This is a genomic window from Ensifer adhaerens, from assembly GCF_002007205.1.
GTDB classification, from domain to species: domain Bacteria; phylum Pseudomonadota; class Alphaproteobacteria; order Rhizobiales; family Rhizobiaceae; genus Ensifer; species Ensifer adhaerens_D.
Map to the genome: position 1 here is coordinate 207,710 of NZ_LAZS01000001.1, position 21,120 is coordinate 228,829.

The 21,120-nt window shown below is 63.8% G+C and carries 23 protein-coding genes; 11 read left to right on the forward strand and 12 right to left on the reverse strand.

Going from position 1 to position 21,120, the window contains the following annotated elements; all coding sequences use genetic code 11:
• Positions 1–148 precede the first annotated feature (148 nt).
• Positions 149–1,690 carry a sigma-54-dependent transcriptional regulator gene (locus XB14_RS00915; protein WP_077959751.1) on the forward strand — a complete coding sequence of 514 codons (1,542 nt, stop codon included), beginning with the start codon at positions 149–151 and terminating at the stop codon, positions 1,688–1,690.
• Positions 1,691–1,870: 180 nt separating this feature from the next.
• On the forward strand, positions 1,871–3,721 hold the full coding sequence (locus tag XB14_RS00920) for a DUF882 domain-containing protein (protein WP_077959752.1): 1,851 nt from the start codon (positions 1,871–1,873) through the stop codon (positions 3,719–3,721).
• A gap of 164 nt (positions 3,722–3,885) precedes the next feature.
• Here XB14_RS00920 and XB14_RS00925 read toward each other — a convergent pair whose 3' ends face one another.
• The 3 genes from XB14_RS00925 to XB14_RS00935 form a co-directional block, all read right to left on the reverse strand.
• Entirely contained in the window at positions 3,886–4,149 is a 264-nt protein-coding gene (locus tag XB14_RS00925) for a DUF2312 domain-containing protein (protein ID WP_057254644.1), read from the reverse strand.
• A 125-nt stretch (positions 4,150–4,274) separates the two neighbouring features.
• Entirely contained in the window at positions 4,275–4,580 is a 306-nt protein-coding gene (locus tag XB14_RS00930; protein WP_077959753.1) for a DUF1244 domain-containing protein, read from the reverse strand.
• A gap of 71 nt (positions 4,581–4,651) precedes the next feature.
• Positions 4,652–5,440 carry an N-formylglutamate amidohydrolase gene (locus XB14_RS00935; protein ID WP_077959754.1) on the reverse strand — a complete coding sequence of 263 codons (789 nt, stop codon included), beginning with the start codon at positions 5,438–5,440 and terminating at the stop codon, positions 4,652–4,654.
• Between the two features lie 192 nt (positions 5,441–5,632).
• On the opposite strand from XB14_RS00935, the gene XB14_RS00940 reads away from it, so the two are divergent.
• Positions 5,633–6,109, forward strand: a complete 477-nt coding sequence (locus tag XB14_RS00940) for a DUF1036 domain-containing protein (protein WP_077959755.1) — start codon at positions 5,633–5,635, stop codon at positions 6,107–6,109.
• Positions 6,109–7,548 (forward strand): pyruvate kinase, encoded by a 1,440-nt coding sequence (pyk, locus tag XB14_RS00945; RefSeq protein ID WP_077959756.1) that lies wholly within the window; start codon positions 6,109–6,111, stop codon positions 7,546–7,548. Before XB14_RS00940 ends, pyk begins: the two co-directional genes overlap by 1 nt.
• 193 nt (positions 7,549–7,741) lie before the next feature.
• Here pyk and XB14_RS00950 read toward each other — a convergent pair whose 3' ends face one another.
• The 7 genes from XB14_RS00950 to XB14_RS00980 all read right to left on the reverse strand — a co-directional run bounded on the left by XB14_RS00950 (position 7,742) and on the right by XB14_RS00980 (position 12,074).
• Positions 7,742–8,746 (reverse strand): alpha/beta fold hydrolase, encoded by a 1,005-nt coding sequence (locus XB14_RS00950; protein ID WP_077959757.1) that lies wholly within the window; start codon positions 8,744–8,746, stop codon positions 7,742–7,744.
• A 5-nt stretch (positions 8,747–8,751) separates the two neighbouring features.
• Positions 8,752–9,111 carry a hypothetical protein gene (locus tag XB14_RS00955; protein WP_234803925.1) on the reverse strand — a complete coding sequence of 120 codons (360 nt, stop codon included), beginning with the start codon at positions 9,109–9,111 and terminating at the stop codon, positions 8,752–8,754.
• Positions 9,112–9,309: 198 nt separating this feature from the next.
• Positions 9,310–9,924, reverse strand: coding sequence for a hypothetical protein (locus XB14_RS00960; protein WP_077959759.1), 615 nt, complete (start codon positions 9,922–9,924; stop codon positions 9,310–9,312).
• Between the two features lie 78 nt (positions 9,925–10,002).
• A complete protein-coding gene (ykgO, locus tag XB14_RS00965) occupies positions 10,003–10,128 on the reverse strand; it encodes a type B 50S ribosomal protein L36 (protein ID WP_034806120.1) in 126 nt (41 codons plus the stop codon).
• Positions 10,129–10,299: 171 nt separating this feature from the next.
• A complete protein-coding gene (locus tag XB14_RS00970; protein ID WP_077959760.1) occupies positions 10,300–11,355 on the reverse strand; it encodes a 5-(carboxyamino)imidazole ribonucleotide synthase in 1,056 nt (351 codons plus the stop codon).
• A complete protein-coding gene (purE, locus tag XB14_RS00975) occupies positions 11,352–11,816 on the reverse strand; it encodes a 5-(carboxyamino)imidazole ribonucleotide mutase (protein WP_077959891.1) in 465 nt (154 codons plus the stop codon). Before purE ends, XB14_RS00970 begins: the two co-directional genes overlap by 4 nt.
• A 54-nt stretch (positions 11,817–11,870) precedes the next feature.
• A complete protein-coding gene (locus tag XB14_RS00980; RefSeq protein WP_034806122.1) occupies positions 11,871–12,074 on the reverse strand; it encodes a YdcH family protein in 204 nt (67 codons plus the stop codon).
• 213 nt (positions 12,075–12,287) lie between these two features.
• Between XB14_RS00980 and XB14_RS00985 the strand changes: the two genes are divergently transcribed.
• Positions 12,288–12,461, forward strand: a complete 174-nt coding sequence (locus XB14_RS00985; protein ID WP_034806123.1) for a YdcH family protein — start codon at positions 12,288–12,290, stop codon at positions 12,459–12,461.
• 162 nt (positions 12,462–12,623) lie between these two features.
• On the opposite strand, the gene XB14_RS00990 is transcribed toward XB14_RS00985, so the two are convergent.
• The gene (locus tag XB14_RS00990; protein WP_077959761.1) at positions 12,624–12,884 is read right to left on the reverse strand and encodes an ArsR/SmtB family transcription factor; all 261 of its coding nucleotides are present in this window, start codon (positions 12,882–12,884) and stop codon (positions 12,624–12,626) included.
• Between the two features lie 100 nt (positions 12,885–12,984).
• Positions 12,985–13,764 (reverse strand): sulfite exporter TauE/SafE family protein, encoded by a 780-nt coding sequence (locus XB14_RS00995; RefSeq protein ID WP_077959762.1) that lies wholly within the window; start codon positions 13,762–13,764, stop codon positions 12,985–12,987.
• A gap of 107 nt (positions 13,765–13,871) precedes the next feature.
• On the opposite strand from XB14_RS00995, the gene XB14_RS01000 reads away from it, so the two are divergent.
• From XB14_RS01000 to XB14_RS01025, 6 genes are all read left to right on the forward strand, one after another.
• The gene (locus XB14_RS01000) at positions 13,872–14,519 is read left to right on the forward strand and encodes a thiamine phosphate synthase (RefSeq protein ID WP_077959763.1); all 648 of its coding nucleotides are present in this window, start codon (positions 13,872–13,874) and stop codon (positions 14,517–14,519) included.
• 9 nt (positions 14,520–14,528) lie between these two features.
• Complete coding sequence (locus tag XB14_RS01005) at positions 14,529–15,665, forward strand: tetratricopeptide repeat protein (RefSeq protein WP_077959764.1); 1,137 nt, start codon at positions 14,529–14,531, stop codon at positions 15,663–15,665.
• Between the two features lie 316 nt (positions 15,666–15,981).
• Positions 15,982–16,782, forward strand: coding sequence for an inositol monophosphatase family protein (locus tag XB14_RS01010; RefSeq protein WP_077959892.1), 801 nt, complete (start codon positions 15,982–15,984; stop codon positions 16,780–16,782).
• A gap of 252 nt (positions 16,783–17,034) precedes the next feature.
• Positions 17,035–18,138 carry a MotA/TolQ/ExbB proton channel family protein gene (locus XB14_RS01015; RefSeq protein ID WP_077959765.1) on the forward strand — a complete coding sequence of 368 codons (1,104 nt, stop codon included), beginning with the start codon at positions 17,035–17,037 and terminating at the stop codon, positions 18,136–18,138.
• A gap of 3 nt (positions 18,139–18,141) precedes the next feature.
• Positions 18,142–19,173 carry a peptidoglycan -binding protein gene (locus XB14_RS01020; protein WP_077959766.1) on the forward strand — a complete coding sequence of 344 codons (1,032 nt, stop codon included), beginning with the start codon at positions 18,142–18,144 and terminating at the stop codon, positions 19,171–19,173.
• A 255-nt stretch (positions 19,174–19,428) separates the two neighbouring features.
• Entirely contained in the window at positions 19,429–21,075 is a 1,647-nt protein-coding gene (locus tag XB14_RS01025) for an FAD-binding dehydrogenase (RefSeq protein WP_077959767.1), read from the forward strand.
• The last annotated feature ends 45 nt before the right edge of the window (positions 21,076–21,120 follow it).

Sequence of the window (21,120 nt, forward strand, 5' to 3'; positions counted from 1 at the left end):
TATGGGCCCCATTGCTATCGCCGGCAATGGATAAAATGCAAGCATTTCTCAAAACATGATGTTCAGCCCTTTATGGCACAGATGCCTGACGTGATTTGGCACATGACGTTGGCCAAAGAGTACCGCGTGTCCAAAGCAGGAGGCTTCCGTGACATCACACATTCTGGTCATTGATGACGATCCGGTGCAGCGCCGGTTGCTGACGAACATGATCGAGCGCCTCGGTCATGTGGCGCATCTCGCCGATAACGGCCGCAGTGGCCTGGAGTTGCTGGAGCGCAAGGGCGGCATGATCAATGTCATCCTGCTCGATCTCCTGATGCCGGAAATGAACGGCCATGGCTTCCTGGAAGCGCTGGCCGAGCGCGGTGTCGACACGCCCGTCATCGTCCAGACCGGGCAGGGCGGTATCGAGACCGTGGTGCACGCGATGCAGGCCGGCGCCTTTGATTTCCTGGTGAAGCCCGTCTCTCCGGAGCGGCTGTCGGTGGCGATCAGCAACGCGCTGAAGATGGCGAGCCGTGACGGCAAGGTGAAAACTTCGCGCCGTCCGCGCGGCGGCGCCGTCGGCTTCGACGACGTCGTCTCGGCAAGCCCGGCGATGATCCGGGTGATCGATCTTGCGCGCCGCGCCGCGCAGTCCAACATTCCGATCGTGCTCGAAGGCGAATCCGGCGTCGGCAAGGAAATGGTGGCGCGCGCCATCCAGTCGGCAAGCGACCGGACCGGCAAGCCCTTCATTACCGTCAACTGTGGCGCCATCCCGCACAATCTGGTCGAGAGCATCCTCTTCGGCCACGAGAAGGGCGCCTTTACCGGCGCGACCGAAAAGCACACCGGCAAGTTCGTCGACGCGGACGGGGGGACTCTGTTCCTCGACGAGATCGGCGACCTGCCGCTCGAAGTTCAGGTGAAGCTGCTGCGCGCAGTGCAGCAGGGCGAGGTCGAGACGATCGGCGCGCGCCATCCGCAGAAGGTGAACGTGCGGCTGATCTCGGCGACCAACAAGGACCTCATCAACGAGGTTCGGGAGGGGCGTTTCCGCGAAGATCTCTACTATCGCCTCAATGTTTTCCCGATCACCATTCCGGCCCTTCGCCGGCGCAAGGAAGATATCCCGGTTCTGGTGCGCTCCTTCGTCGAGCGCTTCGCCGCCGAGCAGCGACTGAACCAGCCGCTGACGGTATCGAGCGGCGCACTTGCGCTTCTGACCGCCTATGACTGGCCGGGCAATATCCGCCAGCTCGAGAACGCGATCTTCCGCGCCGTCGTTCTTGCCGAGGGCAACGAACTGACGGTGAAGGATTTCCCGCAGATTGCCACCCAGATACCCGGCTATGTGGTTTCCGACCGCGCCGGCTTCTCCTGGGGCGAGGCTGGTCCGGAGCGGACCGCGGCCGGCGAAACCGTGCCGAGCGTCTATCCCGACTTCGCGAGTGCGGCGAAGTCGATGGAGGCAGAGACCTCCGCCGATCCACGCATGGAGAACGCGATCGCCAGCGTCGACGAAGGCGGCGACGTCCGCAAGCTAGCGGAAGTCGAGGAGGAACTGATTCGTTTTGCGCTGAAATTCTACCGCGGACAGATGAGCCAGGTGGCCCGCAAGCTCGGCATCGGCCGGTCTACCCTCTACCGCAAGCTGAAAGATTATGGCATCGATCCCGATAACCCCTTGAGAGAGGCGGCATAAAATCGACGCATTCACGCTTCAATAGCCGTGCTCTTCAGTCACCGCCGTTTAGACCTTGTTAGTGAAGTATTCACTATATTATAAGGGGCGGTGACGACTGTGGCAAAATTGCCATGCTGTCACCTTATTTGACAGTCATCTGAGACAGCGAAGCACGGTTGTCCGTCGGACGGGGATTGAATGCCAAATTTGTTCGGTTTTAAGAAGCCGCTTGGCTCCTTAGCGAGAGTCTGCGCGGCGGTCACCCGCCGGGTGCCGCAGGTTCTGACATCCGTTGCTCTCGCGGCTTCCCTCGTGACTCCTGGTTTTGCGCCTCCCGTGGAGGCCGCAGGACAGACCCGGACACTGAAGCTCTATTTCATTCATACCCAGGAAAAGGCGCAGATCACCTACAAGCGCAATGGCCGCTACGACGCCAAGGGTCTGCAGGAAATCAATCGTTTCCTGCGCGACTGGCGCCGCAACGAGCCGACGAAGATGGACCCGCGCCTACTCGATCTCGTCTGGGAAGTCTACCAGAAGAGCGGATCGCGCGATTATATCCACGTCGTGTCGGCCTATCGTTCGCCGGCGACCAACGGCATGTTGCGCTCGCGCTCGAAGGGTGTCGCCAAGAAGAGTCAGCATATGCTCGGCAAGGCGATGGACTTCTACGTGCCGGACGTGAAGCTGAAGACGCTGCGCGAAATCGGCGTGAAATTCCAGGTGGGCGGCGTCGGCTATTACCCGAGCTCCGGCTCGCCTTTCGTCCACATGGACGTCGGTGGTGTTCGCGCCTGGCCGCGCATGAGCCGTGCCGAACTCGCACGCATCTTCCCCGACGGCAAGACCATGCATCTTCCCTCCGACGGCAAGCCTTTGCCGGGTTATGAGCAGGCGGTCGCCGACTACAAGCGTCGCGTCGGCGCCTCGGCGATCGAGGTTGCCGGCGGTGGCGACAAGGGGCCAGGGGATGCAAGCGGCAAGCGCCGAGGCAACCTGTTTGCCATGCTTTTTGGCGGCGGTGGCGACGAGGATGAAGAACCCTCGGCAATCGCAGCCGGTCCCGGCTCCGACGACGAAGGTGGCGCAGCCCCTGCCAAGGTGCAGACGGCTGCCGCGCCCGCCGCTCAAGAAGCGCTGCCCGGCGTCGCCGGCTCTGTCGCCGCCGAGCCGACGGTTGCTGCCGAACAGAACATCAATGCGCCGGTCCCGGCGGTGCGGCCCGCCTTCAAGCAGGCGCCTGCCGATGGTGGCGTAGCCGTGGCCCTGGTGGCGCCGGAGAAGAACCCGGCGCAGGAAGCCCTTGCCGCGGCCCTGCCGCCAACCTCGGAAATGCCGAGCGAATTTGCCGACCTCGGCTCGATGAAGGTTCCGGTCCCGCAAATGCTTGACCGCCGCGACATGAACACGCTCGTCGCATCCGCCGATGCCGAGCCGGACATGCAGGCGCTCGGTTTCGTGCCGGTTCCGGCCGTGCGGCCCGCGGGTGACGCGGCGCTTGCCGCCGTTGCCGATGCACAGGTCGTGATCCCCTCCTTCGCGGAGCGCCCGGTCGTGGCATCCGCCGAACCGCCGCGCGATGTGGCGGCCGAAGCCAAGACCCGTGTCGCGCTTGCCCAGCCGACGCCAGCTGAACGTCAGCCGGTTGCCCAGCCGCAGCCGATCGAGATGGCAGCCTATGCGCCGCAGTCGGGCACGAATGCGCGCGCCGCGATCTTCGACAGCGCCTTCGACACGCAGGCGGAAGCTCCGGCCAAGGGCGGCCGACCGAAGAAGAACGACGCCGAAGCCGCGACCCGCTCGTCGGTGCGCGCCGAGCCGAAGCTGACCCAGAAGATCATTTCCGAATGGGCGCTTTCGACCGGCCGCGTCGCAACGCTTTCCAAGCCGGTGAAGGCGCCGCGCTTCGTCAGCAAGTCTCTGCGTACCGCCCCGACGACGGTCTATGCCGCCGGCTTTTCCAGCAGCGCCGGACCAAACGTCGACACGGCCCGCTTCAGCGGCAATGCCGTCAACTTCATGGAAGTGAAGAAGTTCAGCACCAACTGAGCTTCCATCATACCGCAGACACGAAAAAGCCCGCCGACCTGGCGGGCTTTTTCGTGTCTGTATTGTGCATTCGCCTTCTGCTGACTCCCGGCTGCATTGGGAGCATCTGGGCGGGAGTTCACGCGAAGGCGAAGGCCGCCTGTCGGCGGCCTTCAAAGACCTGCTTATTCCTCGGCGGCGGCCGGCACCATGCCGAGCGCCTGGAGGTAGGTGTCGAGGATTGCTTCCTGTTCCATGCGCTCGTCGTGGTCCTGCTTGCGGATCGAGATGACCTTACGCAGGATCTTGGTGTCGAAGCCCATGGACTTGGCTTCGCCGTAGACGTCCTTGATGTCGTCGGCGATGGTCTTCTTTTCTTCTTCCAGGCGTTCGATCCGTTCGATGAAAGCGCGAAGCTGATCGCGTGCGACGCCGTGAGCATCCGACATGGTCTTCTCCTTGATAGGGGGAATGAATTTCGTGGGTGCCGTGACGTGCCGAAAACGGCCGCCAAGGTCAAGGGTGATTGCGCAACAACGCGGTCATTTCCGTGGCAGAGGCAGCCGAACCGGCCCTATTCCTTCGGCCGGTTGAGCTCGAACGCCGCCTCTTGCTCGGCAGACGCTTCCTTCTGGTTGCGCTCGCGCCATTCCTCGTAGGGCATGCCGTAGATGATCTCGCGCGATTCCTCCTTGGCAAGCGGAACGCCCGCCTGTTCGGCGGCTTCGCGATACCAGTTTGAAAGGCAGTTGCGGCAAAAGCCGGCGAGGTTCATCAGGTCGATGTTCTGGACATCGCTGCGCTCGCGCAGATGGGTGACGAGCCGGCGAAAGGCAGCGGCCTCAAAGGCGGTCTGCTGCTCCGGGGTCAGTTCGGTCATGGTCGCTCATCCTCTTCAGTTACCACGCATCGCCGGACGCAGAACCGCTGCGCGCTCTTGCTGGAAATGCTCTAATAGGCGCCGGTGCGCGAGATGTGTCGCTCGTAGCGATGCAGTTCCGGCATGGCGTTGAGGCTTGCCAGGATCGGCGCCAGGCGCTCCGCCCAGGCGGCAACGCCGGCCGCGTCGGCGATCAGATCCTGCCGCACCTCGATCAGGGCATGCGCAATGCCCGGCACCATGCAGTGCCTGAACATCGTATCGCCGCGCAACGCGCCGTCATAGGGTTCATTGTTGCCGACGACGATATCGCCTGGGGCTTCGAGCTTCTCGATCAGCGGCAGCACGGCGCGGGCATCGCTGTCCCAGAGGACGGCGGCGTGCCAGGGGCGGGCGACACTCTTCCAGGCCGGCGTGAAGGAATGGATGGAGATGACCAGTGGTGCTGCGCCGTGCGCCTCTGCGCTCCGGTCGATCGTCTCGGATACGGCACGGTGGTAGGGGCGATGAAACCGGTTCAGCCGGTTTTCCCACTCCTGCTCGGTGATGGGGTGGTTTCCCGGAATGATCGCTCCGTCGGAAATCCGCATGATCAGCGTCGGGTCGTCCTCGCCGCGGTTGGGATCGATCAGCAAGCGCGAGAAGCAACCGAGAACGGCCGGCGCATCGAGCATTGCCGACAGGCGCCGCACGAGCGCTTCGACGCCGATATCGTAGGCGATATGCCGTTCGAAGGCCGAGGCGGGAAGGCCGAGACTGCCATATTCGGCGGGCAGCCGGTTCATGGCATGATCGGCAAGGAGCACGAGCCCGGTTGTGGGCTTGGCTTCGATAATCTCATAGGGAGAATAGTGTTGCATGCCGGTCCAGTCCGTTTCAGCGCCCCGTGTCGCTGATCGCACGCGTGGGCGTCAATCGCAAGAAAAACGCAACTGTTTATCGAAATCCGAAAGCAATTTACCGATTGTAATCGATTAGAGTTGCGTTGACTTTCGGGGCCACCCGTCGCAAGAAAGTGCCACGCAAATCAAAACGGAGTTCCATCGGAAACCGTGTCCAGATATCCTTTTTCCAAAGCGAAGCCGGGGCTGGCGACACTGGGAGGCATCCTCCTGTTTCTCCTGGCAACATCAAGCTCATTTCTCTTTGCCAGCGATGCACGCGCCGACTTTCGCGTGTGCAACGGCACCCAGACACTGGTCGGCGTAGCCATCGGCTACCGGGCCAAGGACGGCTGGATGACGGAAGGCTGGTGGCAGGTGCCCGCCAACACCTGCGCGACCCTGATCGAGGGCGAGCTTCAGTCACGATATTATTATCTTTACGCGGAAGATGCGGCCCGTGGCGGCCGCTGGACCGGTGACGTCAACATGTGCGTTGCCGAGAACGAATTCAAAATCACGGGCGTGCAGGACTGCTTCGCCCGCGGCTTCCAGCGCATGGGATTCAAAGAGTACGACACGGGGCGGCAGGGAAGCTGGATGGTTCAGCTTTCGGATCCGTCCGGCACGCAGGAAAGCCAGAATTGATGAAGCGGAACAGAAAAGTCAAAATCCTCGCAACGCTCGGACCGGCGTCTTCGGACGAGCAGATGATCCAGAAGCTGCACGAGGCCGGGGCCGATCTGTTCCGCATCAACATGAGCCACGCGAGCCACGACGTGATGCGCACGCTGGTGCAGCGCATCCGCGCGGTCGAGGCGCGCTGCGGCCGGCCGATCGGCATTCTCGGCGACCTGCAAGGACCGAAGCTGCGTGTCGGCAAGTTCGCCGAAGGCAAGGTCGATCTCAAGGTCGGCCAGACCTTCACGCTCGACAACAGGGACGAGCCGGGCGACAACACCCGCGTCTATCTGCCCCATCCGGAGATCCTCGAAGCGGTCAAGCCCGGCCATCGCCTGCTGATCGACGACGGCAAGCTGCACCTCAAGGCTGAAAAGACCGACGGCAAGAGCATCGTCACGACGGTCGTCGCCGGCACCAGGATTTCCGACCGCAAGGGCGTCAGCCTGCCCGATACGCTGCTTGCCGTCGGGGTGCTCACCGACAAGGATCGTGCCGATCTCGACGCCGTTCTGGCGACCGGCGAGTTCGACTGGGTGGCGCTTTCCTTCGTACAGCGACCGGAAGACCTGGCTGAGGTTCGCAAGATCGCCCGCGGCCGCGTCGGCCTGATGTCGAAGATCGAAAAGCCGCAGGCACTCGACCGCATCGACGAGATCATCGAGCTCTCCGACGCGCTGATGGTCGCCCGCGGCGACCTCGGCGTCGAAATGCCGCTGGAATCGGTGCCGGGCCTGCAGAAGCAGCTGACGCGCGCATGTCGCCGCGCCGGTAAGCCGGTGGTGGTCGCCACGCAGATGCTGGAATCGATGATCTCGGCACCCGTTCCGACGCGCGCCGAGGTCTCCGACGTCGCGACGGCCGTGTTCGAAGGCGCGGACGCCGTCATGCTTTCGGCAGAATCGGCCTCGGGCGAGTATCCGGTGGAAGCCGTTTCGACCATGGCGTCGATCGCCAGCAACGTCGAGCGCGACCCGCATTATTCCAGCATCATCTACGCGCAGCGCACGCCGCCGGAGGCGACCGGCGCCGATGCGATTTCGCTCGCTGCCCACCAGATCGCCGAGACGCTTCGGCTCTCCGCAATCGTCTGCTACACCTCGTCGGGCACGACGGGTCTGCGCGCTGCTCGCGAGCGGCCGCAGGTTCCGATCATCGCGCTGTCGCCGATCGTGCAGACTGCACGCCGCCTCTCAGTCGTCTGGGGTCTGCATTGCGTCGTCACCGAAGATGCGACTGATCTCGACGACATGGTCAACCGCGCCTGCCGCATCGTTGCCTCGGAAGGCTTCGGCAAGCCGGGCGAACGCATCATCATTTCGGCCGGCGTGCCGCTCGGTACCCCCGGCGCGACCAACATGCTGCGTATCGCCTATATCGGTTCGGACGGCATGAGCGGCGTCTGACGCCCGCAAAGTTTTGGGTTTACGGCGAGGCCCCAGGAGCGTTGATCCCGCTCCTGGGGCTTCGTGCTTTATTGGGCAGGACCGAGTGCTCGTCCCCGGCGTCGCCATCCATGGGCAGGACATGGTGGGTGAATAGCGGTGCCGGCGAGGGGCTGTCCGGTCGAGCAAGGCGTCTTGGTGTGGCCCCGCCCGGTCAGGGCGCCTTGGCGCCTGCGAGCCTCTGCTCCGCGAGCTTTACCACCGCCTCCAGGTCGCCGGGTTTGCCGGCCAGCTTTTCGACCGCGGCGACGACGACGTCCGTGACCACGTAATCGGGCTTGTGGCCGAGATTGCCGATCCAGAGCAGCTCGGCGCCGGGGATATCGCGTGCCAGCCCGCGCGAGTGGATATCGGCCAGCACGACGCCGTCGCTGTCGCCGGTGATGATCACCGTCGGTGCGGCGATCTCGCGATAGCGCGGCGCGGTCGCTGTCAGATAGGCGTGCAGGTTGGCAATATCGCGGGCATTGCTGAGGAAGGTCGAGGGACGCAGCACGAGATGCGGGCCGGTCTTGTCGATGTAGTCGGCCGGCCGTGGATTGGGCGAAAAGATCGAGTGCGTGCCGCCCTCGATGCGCCGCTGTCCGAGCGGCGTCACCAGCGTGTGGGCGAAGAGCCAGCCGACGAAGGGCAGGGCCGTCAGGCGGTAATACCAGTCGATGCCGCCGGGCCAGGGATGGGTCGCCGGCGCCAGCAGGACGAGGCCGGCGGTCTTGTCCGGGTGATTGAGGGCGAAGCTCGCGGCAATCGCGCCGCCGAAGGAGTGGCCGACGATGACGGCACGTCGGAGACCGCGCCTGTCCATCAGCTTTGCGATCGCTTCCGCCTGGCCGTCCGGAAGGTCGTTTTCCGGCCCGCCGCGCTCCGAGTAGCCGTGGCCTGGCCGATCGACGAACAGCATCTCGGCGCGGCCATCAAGCGCCGGTGCGAAGGCATGCAACTGGTCGAGAAGGTTGCCGCTGGCGCCATGGATGAAGACGACGGGCAGGAGATCGGCCTGCTCGCCGGCGGGCACATGCACGCTGTTCATGCGATAGCCGCCGATGTCGATCAGTTCGCCGACATTGGGAAACCGCCGTGCGAAGGCGCGCGCATGCCAGAGGCTATAGGCGACGCCGGCAAGAATCAGTGCAATCAACAGGAGCGTGACTGGAAGCATCGTCTCTATCTGTCTTCCGGCGCCGGGCTTTCAAGGTACGAGCGAACCTTTGAGGCCCCGGCGTTCATCCTTTGCCATCGCGGCCAGATGGCGTCCACGGCGCGCTGGCGGGCCAGCACGAACTGCGGCAGCGCCACATCCCGGCTGCCTTTGTTGTAGCGGTTGTCCGTGCTGTCGACAACGAGGACCGGGGAGGCGCCAAACTGATCGGCGGTGATGTCGACGATGAAATCGCCGCACTCGACCCAGGCGTGGCTCTGCCAGCTCTTCCCGCAGAAGAAACCGAACGGTCCGATTTCGGGTCCCGTGGGTGCGCTGCGCGGCGTTCCGGAAACCCAATCGGCATCGAGGCCTCGGGCATTCAAGACACGCTTCAGAAACAGGCTCGAGCGGCCGCACGTCCACTGCGAGGCGATCGGGGGAGCGTCGCCGCCCCGCGTCCGATGCCATTCCAGCCAGATCGGTTCGATGAAACGGCGCGCGGCAATCGCGATCTCGAAAAGAGACGTCTGGTCAGCGGGAAGGGGCTTTGACGGGCTCGACAATCGACTGGCGCGCGGCTGTCAGGTCTTGCTGCCGGCAAGCTTTTCGGCGAGCTCACCCAGTTGCTCCTGCGCCTTGCGGTCGGCGGGGTAGATTGCCAGGAATTGCTCCCAGGCGCGCAGGGCGAGCTCATCCTTGCCGGAGGCGCCGAGGATCGCCGCCATGCCGGCAAGCGCACCGAAATGGCGCGGCTCGATCGCCAGGACGCGATTGATGTCCGACATGGATTTTCGGTAGTTGCCCATGGTGTAGTGCAAGGTCGCACGGCGGTTCCAGCCTTCGACATAGTTGGGCGCAAGCGTGATGACCTGGTCGAGAATATCGAGCGCTGCTGCCTGCTTGTTGTCGGAGATGGCCTTGTCTGCCCATTGCATCAGCAGGTTGACCGTCGCGCTACCGGAATCCTGCCACTCCAAGCGGATCTGATTGGAAAGCTCGCGCGCCTTGTCGGCGTCGCGTTCCTTCTTCAGGTCGGCGAACAGCGCATCGACGCGTTGTTTGGGAGTAGTGAGGCTGGCCGATTCCGTCTGAGGCGAGGGCTCCGCCGCGAAGGAGAGGCTGCCAGCTCCCGTGGAGGTGGCGAGCAGGGCGGAACACGCCAGAATCAAGGGTATAAAAACTCGCATGGCGAGCATGTTAGCTCGCCACGGAATAACTTCAAAATCAATTCTGGGACATCGCTTAAGCGCTGTCCCCAAGCACCCTGCCGGGTCTCAGCCCTGACGAGCCTTGAAGCGCGGGTTGGACTTGTTGATGATGTAGATGCGGCCCTTGCGACGAACCAGACGGTTTTCGCGGTGGCGGGTCTTGAGCGACTTGAGCGAATTCTTGATCTTCATTTTCCTGATCCGCAGGTTTCGGGGAATGAAAATTCGCCCGGTATCTCTAACAATCAAAAGCGCGCCGGTGAGCGCGCTCCTTTAAGGTGGGATGGCAAATACCGTGTCACCCCTGTTGTGTCAACCACAAGACGCCCCATTTTGGCGTCTTGCCCCGCATTTCTATGGTCTTCAGCCGCGGACGAGCCGGGTGACGTGGCCCATCTTGCGGCCGGCGCGGGCCTCGGTCTTGCCGTAGAGGTGCACCAGCACATCGTCCTCGGCGAGCCATGCGGGGACCGCGTTGAGGTCGTCTCCGATCAGGTTCTGCATCACGCAGTCCGAATGCCGGCGCGGATTGCCGAGCGGCAGTCCGGCGACGGCGCGCATATGCTGCTCGAACTGCGAGACGACGCAGGCCGCTTCCGTCCAATGGCCGGAATTGTGCACGCGCGGCGCCATCTCGTTGACGATCAGGCTGCCGTCGGCGAGCACGAAGAACTCGACGCCGATAACGCCGACATAGCCGAGCGCATCGAGGATCGCCTTGGCGGCGACGCGTGCCGCTTCGCCGGTCGCAGCACCGATCTTTGCGGGAACCGTCGAGGTGTGCAGGATGCCGTTGCGGTGCACGTTTTCTGCCGGGTCGAAACAGGCAACGGCGCCGTCGGTCGAGCGGGCGGCGATGATCGAGATCTCGCGCTCGAAGGGCACGAAGCTTTCAAGGATCAGCGGCACGCCGCCGAGCGCTGCGAAGGCGCCGGCCGGGCTGTCCGCAGCCGAGCGGAAGACGCGCTGCCCCTTGCCGTCATAGCCGAGGCGGCGGGTCTTGAGCACGCCGGTCCCGCCGAAATCGGCAAGCGCCGCCTCGAGGTCGGCCTGGCTGTCGACGGCATGGAAACGCGCCGTCGCAATGCCGCAACCGTTGATGAAACGCTTCTCGACGAGGCGGTCCTGGGCGACTTCCAGGGCTTTCGGCGGCGGAAAGACCGGGCGTTTCGCAGCCAGCCGGTCGGCGGCCGCGACCGGAACATTCTCGAACTCGTAGGTGATGATGTCGCTGACTTCAGCAAGCTTGCCGAGCGCGATTTCGTCGTCATAGGCAGCGACGATCTGCTCGTTCGCGACCTGGGCTGCCGGACAGTCGACCTGCGGCTCCAGGATGACGATGCTGAAGTTCAGTCGGGCGGCTGCCATCGCCAGCATGCGGCCGAGCTGGCCGCCGCCGATAATGCCGATGGTGGTCATTGCTCGTCCACCGGATACTCGGCAACGGCAATTGTCTGCTGTTCGCGCCAGTCGTCGAGCCGGTCGGCGAGGTCGTCGTCGCCGAGCGCAAGGACGGCTGCAGCAAGAAGCGCGGCGTTGACGGCGCCAGCGCGGCCGATCGCGAGCGTCCCGACCGGGATGCCGGCCGGCATCTGGACGATCGACAGCAGGCTGTCCTGACCGGACAATGCCTTGGATTGCACGGGAACGCCGAAGACCGGCAGCGGCGTCATCGCGGCGCACATGCCGGGCAGGTGTGCCGCACCTCCGGCGCCGGCGATGATCACCTTGAAGCCCTCGTCGCGGGCGCCCTTGGCGAAGCTGACCAGCCGATCGGGCGTGCGATGGGCCGAAACGATGCGCGCCTCGTAGGGAATGTCGAGCGCGTCGAGCGTATCGGCGGCGTTCTTCATCGTCTCCCAGTCCGACTGGCTTCCCATGATGATGGCGACGGGTGGGGTCGTGGTGTCGATCACGTCTGTCCTGTTCCGCGTTCAGGCAATGATATCGGGAATGATCTGGTCTTCGATCTTGCTGATCTTGTCCTTGATCGCCAGCTTCTTCTTCTTCATGCGCTGGACTCTCAGCGCGTCGCAGCCGGTCTCGATCATGGCGTTGATGGCAGCGTCATAGTCTTCATGTTCCTGCCTCAGCCGCGCGGCGGTCAATCTGAGTTCGGCCTGGTCCTGGTCCGGCATGCAAAGCGATCCCCATCAGCCCGGTTGCGAAGTCCTCCTCGAACCGGAATTTCATGCGCCGCTCTATCACATCTTGGGCGGTAACGGGAAGTTATCCGTCGTCATCATTTCGCCTTCGACAAATGAAAAATGGCGTGGCACAGTAGTAAGGTTACAACCATGAAACATCCGGCATTTGCGTGCCGGATGCAAGCAAAAGGAAGGGACTGCCAAATGACTGTTGAGGCTCATCTTGCAACGCTTGAGAAAAAACATGGCGCCCTGGAGCAGGAGCTCCACGTAGCAATGAATCAGCCGTCCGTGGAAGACGAACTGATTACCGATATCAAGCGAAGGAAGCTGCGCATCAAGGACGAAATCGAAAGGCTTCGCTCCTCGACTCACTGATTATCAACGGTATTTCCCAGGACCATCGGGAGGCGCCATCTCCCCTCTGAGTAGGCGCAACAAGGTTTAGAACCAATCCCCCACAGTGGAATATACGGAATTCTGGACCGGGCTTGACGCCCGGTCTGTTTGTTTCCGGAGCGGCCTTCGCGGCTGGCAAGCTCAGGACCAGAACTGGTCGAGCCACAGATTGAGACGGTCGAACCCCGGCCGGTTGATCGCGTAGATCCGCCGGGTGCCGCTCGCCGATACCGAGACCAGATTGCAGTCCAGCAAGGCCTTCAGGTGCTGCGATACGGCCGGGCGGCTGATCGGCAGCCCCTCGGCCAGCTGGTTCACGGTTTTCGGCGCGCGCCGCAGTTCCTCCAGCAGGTGGCGCCGGTTCGGGTCCGCAATGGCATCGAAAGGGTCCGCGATCGTCATGGGCGGACGTTAGGCGAAATCTTGCAAGGCAGCAAGAATTTTGTGCGATGCGAAATGCTAATTTTGCTTTGCAATATTTCCGTAATACTTGAGCGACGGCTCAGCCGGCTGCGACCAGGCCGACGATACCGTCCCACAGCAATTTCGAGCCCGCGATGAAGGCCATGGTATACATGAAGGGGTAGAAAATTTGCGGCTTCATGCGGCGAACGATAAAGGCCCCGCAGACCGTTGCGACGATCGCCAGCGGAAAGAGCGTCGCCGAGATTTTCAGGTTGCTCAGATCCAGTTGCCCGAGGGCGAAGTAGGGAATGAGCTTCACCGCATTCAGGATCGCGAAGAAGCGCACGATCGTGCCGGTATATTCGCGCGGGTCGAGTTGCAGCGGCAGCGCGTAGATCTGGAAGGGCGGGCCGCCGGCGTGCGCCACGAAGCTGCCGTAGCCGGCGAACGAGCCCCAAAGCGCTGCCGGCCCGGCCCGCTGCTTCTTTGGTGCGATGGTTGCGCCAAGGCGCATGCGCCAGACATTGTAGACGTAGCGAAGCACGAAGAGCACGGTGATCAGGCCGATGATCAGGCGAAGCAGGTCCCGCGAGACATAGGCCGAGGTTGCCCAGCCGATGAGGATGCCGGCGATGGCGCCGGGCAGCAGCATGAGAAGAGTCTTGCGGTCGCCATGCTTGCGCCACATCCAGAGCGACACGATGTCCATCGCAATCAGGATCGGAAGCAGCAGAGCGGCGGCCTGGACCGGCGAGACCGCCATCGACAGGATCGGCACACCCATCAGCGAGAGCGCTTCCCCCATGCCGCCCTTGCTGAGGCCGACAAGCAGAACGGCCGGGATGGCGATAAGGTAGAAGTCGAGATCGGGAAGCATGGGGGGCGGTTGATCCTTTTGCAGTCTCCGTCTATCGGTTTTCCCAAGTGAAATCGAGCGCTGGTTTCGCCTTCGGGCGGACGCAGCCGGAAATGGATATCAGAGCAATGACAACAGAACGCTGCCGCCTGGTGCTGATCGCGCCCGACATGCCCGATGCGGCGGAACGTGCCAAGGTGCTCGCCGACGCGCTGAAGGGCGGCGACGTCGCCTCGGTGATCGTGCCGCAATACGGACTCGACGACACCGAGTTCCAGAAACACGCCGAGCGTCTCGTTCCGGTCATCCAGGAAGCCGGTGCCGCGGCGCTGATCGCGGGCGACTCCCGCGTTGCGGGGCGCGCCAAGGCTGACGGCCTGCACATTGCCGGCAATGCCGAAGTGCTTGGCGAGGCAGTCGAGAAGCACACACCGAAGCTGATCGTCGGCGGCGGCAATGCGGCCGACCGTCACCATGCGCTCGAAATCGGCGAAGTGCGCCCGGACTATGTGTTCTTCGGCAAGACCGATGGCGACATCAAGCCGGAGGCGCATTCGAAGAACCTGGCACTTGCCGAATGGTGGGCGTCGATGATCGAGATCCCCTGCATCGTCATGGGCGGCACCGATCCGCAATCCGCGCTTGCGGTGGCGGAGACCGGTGCCGAGTTCGTGGCGCTTCGACTTGCCGTCTTCGGCGAGGTCGGGCAGGCGCCTTCGGTCGTGGCTGCGGTCAACGCCCTTCTTGACGAAAAAGCGCCACGGTTTGAAGATTAAGACGTTTCGATGTTGAACCGTCCGTCTTCCAGATTGAGCCGAGGCCTTTCCCTTATTGCCGTGGCCGTTGCCCTGGCGCTGCCGGCGCATGCGCAGGAGCAGCCGGCCGCGAGCAACGATGCCGGCGTCGAGAAGCGCGGCCGCATTACGCCCTTTAACGGCGCGGCGATGCCCGAAGAGGCAAAGCCCGAGACTGGCGACAAGTCGGGCTTAAAGAAGCCGGCCGACGGCGCGGCGCCATCGGCCGGTGTCGGGGTGTTCGACCGGATGGGGGCCGAACTGCCGGCGCTGCCGGCGGAAAAGCCCTTCGCCGGCAAGGTCGACGAGGCCTATGGCGCGTTCCAGCGCGGCTACTATCTGACGGCGATGGATCTGGCGCTGCCGCGGGCGCAGCTTGGCGACCCGGCGGCACAGACGCTGATCGCCGAAATCCTGCAGCAGGGGCTCGGCGTCGTGCGCAATCCCCAGCAGGCCGCCTTCTGGTATGGCCAGGCGGCTGAAAAAGGCGATCCGGCGGCGATGTTCAAATATGCGCTGATCCTGATGGAGGGGCGCTACGCCAAGCGTGACCGGAAGAAATCCGAAGAGCTGATGAAGAAGGCAGCCGATCTCGGCAACGGTTCGGCGCAGTTCAATTACGGCCAGACGCTCGTCGCCGACAATCCCGGGCCGAAGGGGTTGAAGCTGGCGATGCCCTACTATGAGAAATCGGCTGAACAGGGCATAGCGGACGCGCAATATGCGCTGTCGCAGATCCTGATCAATGTCGACGGCATCGAGGAGAGCAAGCGGGCGCGGGCGCGCGAATGGCTGATCCGTGCGGCCCGGGCAGGGTTTGACACGGCCCAGCTCGACATCGCCATCTGGATGGTCGAAGGCATTGCCGGCGATCGGAACCTGGAGGACGGCTTCGGCTGGATGCGGCGGGCCGCCGAGGGTGGCAACGTGGTTGCGCAGAACCGGCTCTCGCACCTCTATGTCAACGCAATCGGCACCAGGCCCAACCCGGTCGAGGCGGCGAAATGGTATGTGCTGTCGCGCCGCGCCGGTCTCAAGGACGACGCGCTCGAGGACTTCTATCTCGGTCTCAACGAAGAGCAGCAGAAGCAGGCGCTGAGCGCCGCCAACAAATACCGCCGGAGCTGAACGGCTCCGATCGGAACGGAATCCGCCGCGGCCGTTCGGCAAAAATGCTATTTCGCTTGAACTTGCGGGCCATTTGTGGTTCTGAGGCCGCGGTTTTTGCTCGTGGTGCCGCGATATCTTGGCGGCGACGGCGAGCGGAGTGAGAATTCACTCGGTTTTTTGACGACGGAGCTCAATCTGCAGCTTGCCCTGCGTCCTTGGATCGTTTCCGATCGAGGGAATCGCGGAAGGGCCGGCAATGCCGCCATGTTCCGTCAAGCAGGTTCAACGTCCGATCGAAGCGTTCGATCGGCCTTCGTTATCAAGGGATCGCCAGATGGCCCGTTCAGCTCTTCTCAATGTCATGGTTCAGGCCGCCTTCAAGGCCGGCAAGTTGTTGGCCCGCGATTTCGGCGAAGTCCAGAACCTGCAGGTCTCGCTCAAGGGACCGGGCGACTACGTTTCGCAGGCCGACCGCAAGGCCGAAAAGCTCATCCGCGAAGAACTCCTGAAGGCCCGCCCGACCTATGGCTTCCTCGGCGAGGAAGGCGAAGAGATCGTCGGCACCGACGGCGCGCATCGCTGGATCGTCGATCCGCTCGACGGCACCACCAACTTCCTGCACGGCATTCCGCATTTCGCCGTTTCGATCGCACTGGAACGCCAGGGTGAGATCGTCGGCGCCGTCGTCTTCAACCCCGCGACCGATGAACTCTACACCGCCGAGCGCGGTGGTGGCGCCTTCCTCAACGACCGCCGCCTGCGCGTCGCCGCGCGCAAGCATCTTTCCGACGCGGTGATCGCCACCGGCACCCCGCATCTCGGCCGCGGCAACCACGGCAAGTACCTGATCGAGCTGCGCCACGTGATGGGCGAAGTCGCGGGCATCCGCCGTATGGGCTCGGCCTCGCTCGATCTCGCCTACGTGGCGGCCGGCCGTTTCGACGGCTACTGGGAGCGCGACCTTGCCGCCTGGGACATCGCTGCCGGCGTGCTTCTCATCCGCGAAGCCGGTGGCTGGACGCACGATATCAACGGTGGCGCCCGTCCGGTCGATGACGGTTCGGTCATCTGCGGCAACGAGTACATCGTCAAGGCGCTGACGGAAGTCGTTCATCGTCCGGTGCCGACGAAGTAAGCCGCATCCCATTTGTTTCGAAGCCTCCGATGCGCATTGCGCATCGGAGGCTTTGTTTTTGGTCCGGGCCGGGCCGGACCAACACGACACCGCCACAGGCCTGTGCCTAACTGGCGACCTGCAGGCCGCGGCGCCATCCCGGCCGCATGCAGAAATTGGCCCTTGAATCGATTTCGGTTTCAGGAATTATGCGGTAGGCTCCGGGCCGGCGCGGCGCCGTTCCGTCAAGCAAAGCGGGAGATACTCATACCCATGACGAAACTGCATCTGTCCGGATGGAACGGTCGGGAAGGCATGGAAGACGGCTACAACCCGCACAAGCTTTCGAGCCCCATGCACTATTTCTGGACGATGGTGGTCTTCCTGATCATCGTCGGCTTCGTGGGTGCGATCCTCTTTCGCCAGGCCCACAATGCCTTTCTCGCCAATCCGGGCCTCAACGGCCTCATCCTCGGCGTTCTCCTGATCGGCATTCTGCTCGTCTTCAACCACGTGCTGGGCTTGCGCCCCGAGGTGCGCTGGTTCAACTCGTTCCGGGCCGCCGGCAGCGCCGACAAGGTCGGGCGCGATCCCGTGCTGCTGGCTCCGATGCGGGCCTTGATCGGCGGTCGCCAGACGGCGATCTCGACCACGGCGCTGCGTTCGATCCTCGATTCCATCGCCACCCGCCTCGACGAATCGCGCGACATTTCCCGCTACCTGACCGGGCTTCTGGTGTTTCTCGGCCTGCTCGGCACCTTCTGGGGGCTTTTGGGAACGATCGGCTCGATCAATACGGTCATCCAGTCGCTGGATGCCGGGTCGGGAACGACGGAAGACATTCTTTCGGCGCTGAAGAATGGCCTGTCGGCGCCGCTCACCGGCATGGGCACGGCGTTTTCGACGTCGCTGTTCGGCCTTTCGGGTTCGCTGATCCTCGGCTTTCTCGATCTGCAGGCCGGCCGTGCGCAGAACCGTTTCTATACCGAGCTTGAAAACTGGCTTTCCTCCGTGACCGATGTCGGCTCGGAGCTTTCGCCGACACTCGACCTGCCCGCCGGCGCTCCGGTCGAGGAGCTGAAGAGACTGACCGACCAGCTCGTGCGCCTCAACCACGAGGGCGGCGCCAACCAGCGCACGACCGCGGCGATGGCGAGCCTTGCCGAAGGCATCCAGGGCCTGGTCAAGAACATGCGCGGCGAACAGCAGATGCTCAGGGACTGGATCGAGGCGCAACAGGACGAGGCCAAGGCGATGCGCAAGACGCTCGACAAGCTGGCGTCGCGGGTCGCCGCTTCCGACCGCTCCCTGCCGCATGGGGACAAGTCGCCGATGCCGGCCAAGATCGCGCGCATGGACGAGACCGGAGGGGAGTGATCCATGGCGCTCGCGCGAAAAGGCCGCTCTCAGCGCACGATCGATTATTGGCCGGGCTTCGTCGACGCTCTGTCGACGCTGCTCCTGTCGATCATGTTCCTGCTCACCGTCTTCGTCCTGGCACAGTTTCTGCTCAGCCGTGAAATCAGCGGCAAGGACGAGGTGCTGACCCGGCTGAACAGCCAGATCAACGAACTCACTCAGCTTCTGGCGCTGGAGAAGAGCGGCAAGCAGGATCTCGAGGATTCGCTCGCCAACCTCCAGGCGTCGCTTGCCAGCTCGGAAGGTGAACGGTCGCGGCTGCAAGCCCTGCTAGATCAGGGGAGCGGCAGCACCGACGCTGCCAATCAGAAGATCGGCCGCCTCGGCTCCGAACTTGAGACCGAGCGCGAGATCAGCGCCCGGGCGATGAGCCAGATCGAACTGCTGAACCAGCAGATTGCCGCGCTGCGCAGCCAGATCGCCGCCATCGAGGTGGCGCTGCAGGCATCGGAGGCCAAGGACCAGCAGTCGCAGACCAAGATCGCCGATCTCGGCCGGCGCCTCAACGTGGCGCTTGCCCAGCGGGTGCAGGAACTCAACCGCTACCGCTCCGACTTCTTCGGACGCCTCCGGGAAATCCTCTCCGATCGCGAGAACATCCGCATCGTCGGCGACCGTTTCGTCTTCCAATCGGAAGTGCTGTTTCCCTCCGGCGGCAACGACCTCAACCCCGAAGGGCAGGCGGAGATGGGCAAGCTCGCCACGGCATTGCTCGATCTTGCCAAGGAGATCCCCGCCGAGATCAACTGGGTCCTGCGTGTCGACGGCCACACCGACAACGTGCAGCTTTCCGGCGCGGGGCGCTTTGCCGACAACTGGGAGCTTTCGTCAGCGCGCGCGACCTCCGTGGTCAAGTTCCTCATCTCCAGGGGCGTGCCGGCGGACCGGCTGGTCGCGGCCGGCTTCGGCGAGTATCAGCCGATCGCGCCGGGGGAGAGCCCGGAAGCGCGGGCGCAGAACCGCCGTATCGAGCTCAAGTTGACCGAGAAGTAAGCCTCCGATTCCGGGCACTCGCCGGCGATGCTACTGCATGTTTCCTTTGATCGTAGCCGATTAAAAGACAAAAACATGCAGCAATTCAAAGTTCTACAGCGACCTTTGCGCGTCTGATAAGACGCGCGGCGCTGTAGTCCGTCCTTGAATTGACCTTGACGTACGCGTAACAGTTGCTGCAGCCATTCAGATGGCGCGGCAACCTTTGCATGTCATGGCGCAGGTACCGGATGGGATGCGAGGGGAGAGCATTTCATGGATTGCGACGTATTGATTATCGGCGCAGGGCTTGCCGGCCTCGTCGCCGCGGCGGAGGCGGCAGCACTCGGTCGCAGGGTCATCATACTCGACCAGGAAGGGGAGCAGAATCTCGGCGGACAGGCATTCTGGTCGCTCGGTGGCCTGTTCTTCGTCGACAGCCCCGAACAGCGACGCATGGGCATCCGTGACACCCACGAGCTGGCCCGCCAGGACTGGATGGGATCGTCGCAGTTCGATCGCCCCGAAGATCACTGGCCGCGGCTTTGGGCGGAAGCCTATATCGACTTTGCGGCGGGCGAAAAGCGCCGGTGGCTGCATGCGCTCGGCATGCGCTGGTTCCCGGTCGTCGGCTGGGCCGAGCGTGGCGGCGGGCTCGCCCACGGCCACGGCAATTCGGTGCCGCGCTTCCACGTCACCTGGGGTACCGGCCCGGCGGTGCTCGAACCGTTCATCCGCCTGACGCGGGAGGCGGAGAGCCGTGGTCTCGTACGGTTCCGGTTCCGCCACCGGGTGGACGAACTCGTGACCACCGACGGCCGGGTGGCGGGTGCGCGCGGTGTGCTCCTGAAGGAGGATCCGGTCGGGCGCGGCGAGCGCAGTTCCCGCGACGTGGTCGGCGATTTCGAGATTTCGGCGGACGCGATCGTCGTCACGTCAGGCGGCATCGGCGGCAACCACGATCTGGTACGCCGCAACTGGCCGCGCAAGCGGCTCGGCCAGCCGCCGGCGACGATGGTCGCGGGCGTGCCGCACCATGTCGACGGGCGCATGCTGGAGATCGCCAGCCGGGCGCGCGGTGCGGTCATCAACGCGGACCGCATGTGGCACTACACGGAGGGCCTGAAGAACTTCGATCCGATCTGGCCGGACCACGGCATCCGCATCCTGCCGGGTCCTTCGTCCTTCTGGTGCGACGCGGACGGCAACCGTTTTCCCGCCCCGGCCATGCCCGGCTTCGACACGCTCGGCACGTTGCAGGCGATCCGCGACAGCGGCCATGACTACAGCTGGTTCGTGCTGACGCGGGCGATCATCAAGAAAGAGTTCGCGCTTTCCGGCTCCGAGCAGAATCCCGATCTCACCGGCAAGAGCATCGCGCTTCTCCTGAAGCGGCTCGGCAAGAACCCGCCGGGGCCGGTCCAGGCCTTCATGGACCGGGGCGAGGACTTCATCCTGCGCGACCGGCTCGAAGATCTCGTGCCGGCGATGAATGCGCTGACCGGCGAGAACCGGCTGTCGCTGGAGCACCTGCGCCAGCAGATAGAGGCGCGCGATCGCGAGATTACCAACCCGTTCTCCAAGGATGCGCAAGTGACGGCGATCCGCGGGGCGCGCGCCTATCGCGGCGACCGGCTGCTGCGCACCGCAAAGCCGCACCGGCTGCTCGACCCCAAGGCCGGACCGCTGATCGCCGTCCGCCTGCATATCCTCACACGCAAGACGCTTGGCGGGCTTCAAACCAATCTGTCAGGCCAGGTGCTGGAGCAATCCGGCGAGCCGGTGCCCGGTCTCTTTGCCGCCGGCGAGGTCGCCGGTTTCGGCGGCGGCGGCATGCATGGCTACAACGCGCTCGAAGGCACGTTCCTCGGGGGCTGTATTTTTTCAGGCCGGGCCGCGGGGCGGGGGGCTGCCGGGGTGTGACGGCTGCTGGCCGCGTATTGGTAAGCTGCCCCTCACCCTAGCCCT

Excerpts from the sequence above, each read along its gene's own strand:
- XB14_RS00920 (WP_077959752.1), top strand. The coding sequence starts at position 1,871 with ATGCCAAATTTGTTCGGTTTTAAGAAGCCGCTTGGCTCCTTAGCGAGA.
- XB14_RS00925 (WP_057254644.1), bottom strand. The coding sequence starts at position 4,149 with ATGTCGGATGCTCACGGCGTCGCACGCGATCAGCTTCGCGCTTTCATC.
- XB14_RS00930 (WP_077959753.1), bottom strand. The coding sequence starts at position 4,580 with ATGACCGAACTGACCCCGGAGCAGCAGACCGCCTTTGAGGCCGCTGCC.
- XB14_RS00935 (WP_077959754.1), bottom strand. The coding sequence starts at position 5,440 with ATGCAACACTATTCTCCCTATGAGATTATCGAAGCCAAGCCCACAACC.
- pyk (WP_077959756.1), top strand. The coding sequence starts at position 6,109 with ATGAAGCGGAACAGAAAAGTCAAAATCCTCGCAACGCTCGGACCGGCG.
- XB14_RS00950 (WP_077959757.1), bottom strand. The coding sequence starts at position 8,746 with ATGCTTCCAGTCACGCTCCTGTTGATTGCACTGATTCTTGCCGGCGTC.
- XB14_RS00960 (WP_077959759.1), bottom strand. The coding sequence starts at position 9,924 with ATGCTCGCCATGCGAGTTTTTATACCCTTGATTCTGGCGTGTTCCGCC.
- ykgO (WP_034806120.1), bottom strand. The coding sequence starts at position 10,128 with ATGAAGATCAAGAATTCGCTCAAGTCGCTCAAGACCCGCCACCGCGAA.
- XB14_RS00970 (WP_077959760.1), bottom strand. The coding sequence starts at position 11,355 with ATGACCACCATCGGCATTATCGGCGGCGGCCAGCTCGGCCGCATGCTG.
- purE (WP_077959891.1), bottom strand. The coding sequence starts at position 11,816 with ATGGGAAGCCAGTCGGACTGGGAGACGATGAAGAACGCCGCCGATACG.
- XB14_RS00980 (WP_034806122.1), bottom strand. The coding sequence starts at position 12,074 with ATGCCGGACCAGGACCAGGCCGAACTCAGATTGACCGCCGCGCGGCTG.
- XB14_RS00985 (WP_034806123.1), top strand. The coding sequence starts at position 12,288 with ATGACTGTTGAGGCTCATCTTGCAACGCTTGAGAAAAAACATGGCGCC.
- XB14_RS00990 (WP_077959761.1), bottom strand. The coding sequence starts at position 12,884 with ATGACGATCGCGGACCCTTTCGATGCCATTGCGGACCCGAACCGGCGC.
- XB14_RS00995 (WP_077959762.1), bottom strand. The coding sequence starts at position 13,764 with ATGCTTCCCGATCTCGACTTCTACCTTATCGCCATCCCGGCCGTTCTG.
- XB14_RS01000 (WP_077959763.1), top strand. The coding sequence starts at position 13,872 with ATGACAACAGAACGCTGCCGCCTGGTGCTGATCGCGCCCGACATGCCC.
- XB14_RS01005 (WP_077959764.1), top strand. The coding sequence starts at position 14,529 with ATGTTGAACCGTCCGTCTTCCAGATTGAGCCGAGGCCTTTCCCTTATT.
- XB14_RS01010 (WP_077959892.1), top strand. The coding sequence starts at position 15,982 with ATGGCCCGTTCAGCTCTTCTCAATGTCATGGTTCAGGCCGCCTTCAAG.
- XB14_RS01015 (WP_077959765.1), top strand. The coding sequence starts at position 17,035 with ATGACGAAACTGCATCTGTCCGGATGGAACGGTCGGGAAGGCATGGAA.
- XB14_RS01020 (WP_077959766.1), top strand. The coding sequence starts at position 18,142 with ATGGCGCTCGCGCGAAAAGGCCGCTCTCAGCGCACGATCGATTATTGG.
- XB14_RS01025 (WP_077959767.1), top strand. The coding sequence starts at position 19,429 with ATGGATTGCGACGTATTGATTATCGGCGCAGGGCTTGCCGGCCTCGTC.